Origin of the sequence: Okeania sp. SIO2F4 (genome assembly GCF_010672385.1) — a bacterium.
In the GTDB taxonomy this organism is placed as follows: domain Bacteria; phylum Cyanobacteriota; class Cyanobacteriia; order Cyanobacteriales; family Microcoleaceae; genus Trichodesmium.
The window spans coordinates 1-2,153 of sequence record NZ_JAAHGT010001242.1 but is presented as its reverse complement, the minus strand read 5'-3'; the positions used below and the strand labels follow the sequence as shown (position 1 = coordinate 2,153).

Here is a 2,153-nt window from a genome sequence, read left to right as displayed (position 1 = left end):
AAAAAAAGAATGGTATACTTACTCAAGACTTCAATTATTAAGTAATAAATAAGTAATAGCAATGTTTTTAACTATTCCTTTATAAATAGTGAAGATATTTTATATGATGTCCAGATCATTAGTGATGAAAAAGTTTTTGTTTGTAGTTGGGCTTTAGCCCGTAAAATATCTATCTTTTTACTCAAATTTTACTACGACCTTTTATTATAACTACAGGACTTACGCAGGCGAACCTAGAAACCGGGTTTTTTCGTCAATATTTATTGTTAAAAACAATGATGTATCCTAAAAACCCGGTTTCTTTGCCTAATATAGAATCCGGATAATTAGTATAGCCAAGTCATTGCGACTGGAACGGAGTGGAAGGAAGCAATCTCAGGGGTGTGCGGAGATTGCTTCCTATCGTCGCAATGACGACTATTCAATCGGATTCTATATAAGTCCTGAACTATTTAAAAGAAAGTAGGGACGTTGCATACAACATCCCTACTGAGTTATCATTTGCTAGCGGATTTCATATTACATCTGAAAATTATCAACTTCTCCCTGACATATCCACGCTCCCCAAAAATAGGGATGAGCTAATGGTTTACTGTCAATTTCCAGATTATTTCCTAAATTTAATTCTGCTAAAATATCGCGACCTAATTGACTTTTTTGTAACTCTCCAACAGTAACATTAATAATATATTTCTGAGCTTTTTTCAATGCTTGGGCACGACCAATACCTGCTTTTAAATAATCTAAAAATTGCTCCATTAATAACATGGTTGCTAATGTCGGTACGCTCCACAAACTCATTATTAATGTTTTACTGCCAGCAACGGCAAATGCACGACGCAACCCGAAAACTCCTTCTCCCGTTTGCACGTCTCCTAACCCGCTTTGACAGGCAATTAAAATGGTGAGGTCTGTTTCCCAGAGGTCAATTCCCGCAATATCTTGAGCAAATACCATTGTTGGGAAATCTGGAGGTAGTTTGCCGCCTGAAAACCAGGTGTTGGCTCCAGTAAAAGCAACTGCCGAACGCATCATCGGGTTTTCGACTTTTGCTTGGTGGCGGTTTGGTTTGAAGATTTCAAATTCCATGTTATTAACTGGGGGTTTTGCTGAAGTGGTGCTTATCTGTTGTTTCACCAGAGAATATATAGCTCCCAACCATTCTCTGATTTCATTATCTAAATCTTCCACGTTTCGCCACGCTTCAATAATTGCCACAAACTCCTCATCAAGGAAACCATAATTTTTTGCTAATATCTCTGCTTCTTTTTCCTGGGGACATTTCAGCAACTCTATCAACAAACGCAGATATTCCTTATTTCTCTGGGAGTAATAACCATGGGTAGCAAGTATGAGGAGTTTGGGAGATTGACATTTGAGTAGGCGATCGCCTGTTGCCTCATTTTGCAAGAAAGGTTTGACTCTTAACTGTTGCGCAATAGTTTCGGCAAAATCACCCGTTGCTTTCACTCGTTCAAATTTTACACTGGCAAGAGTACCGAACATTTGACTAACATTCAGACCTGAAACAGCCATATTTGACTCTGGTTGTGCAATACCTGGATCGTGCTGAGGCCAATCAAAATTAGGATCGGCGATAATTAATGGTTGGTTTGCCGTACCCTTTGTTTTGATGCGACGGCGCAATAATTCTCGCCCGACGCTGACATAACTAATGTTGTACTCATCCTGCAATATTGTTGTCTCATCATCCTCTGGCAATATCTGAAATGGCACCAAGTTTAAATCCCCATCGGGAGCTATTACCAAATTACTGCAACCTGCCAACTTATCCCGCAATTTATCAAAAACTGCCTCTCGTAGTTGCTTACCTGGTTGGGAGTCATAGACATAATATTTTGCCGGTGTTTCAGTCGAGTCGGGTTCATCATCCCACATATTCAAAGTTGCTCCCATTGGAGATCCCCCCCTTGCCCCCCCTTGTGAAGGGGGGAAACTGTAAACAGAGTTAGACTTAGATCCCCTTTCCATCTTAGCCCCCCTTTCTAAGGGGGGTTGGGGGGAACTGCTACTATTTTGAGACCCCTCTTGTGAAGAGGGGAAACTGTGAACAGAGTTAGAGTTAGACTTAGACCTAAACTCCCTTTCCATCTTAGCCCCCCTTACCAAGGGGGGTTGGGGGGATCTCCCAA

1 protein-coding gene is annotated in these 2,153 nt (G+C 40.8%); it reads right to left on the bottom strand.

What is annotated here, in order from left to right:
- Positions 1-519: 519 nt before the first annotated feature.
- On the bottom strand, positions 520-1,917 hold the full coding sequence (locus tag F6K22_RS39305) for a CHAT domain-containing protein (RefSeq protein ID WP_293110427.1): 1,398 nt from the start codon (positions 1,915-1,917) through the stop codon (positions 520-522).
- Between the last annotated feature and the right edge of the window lie 236 nt (positions 1,918-2,153).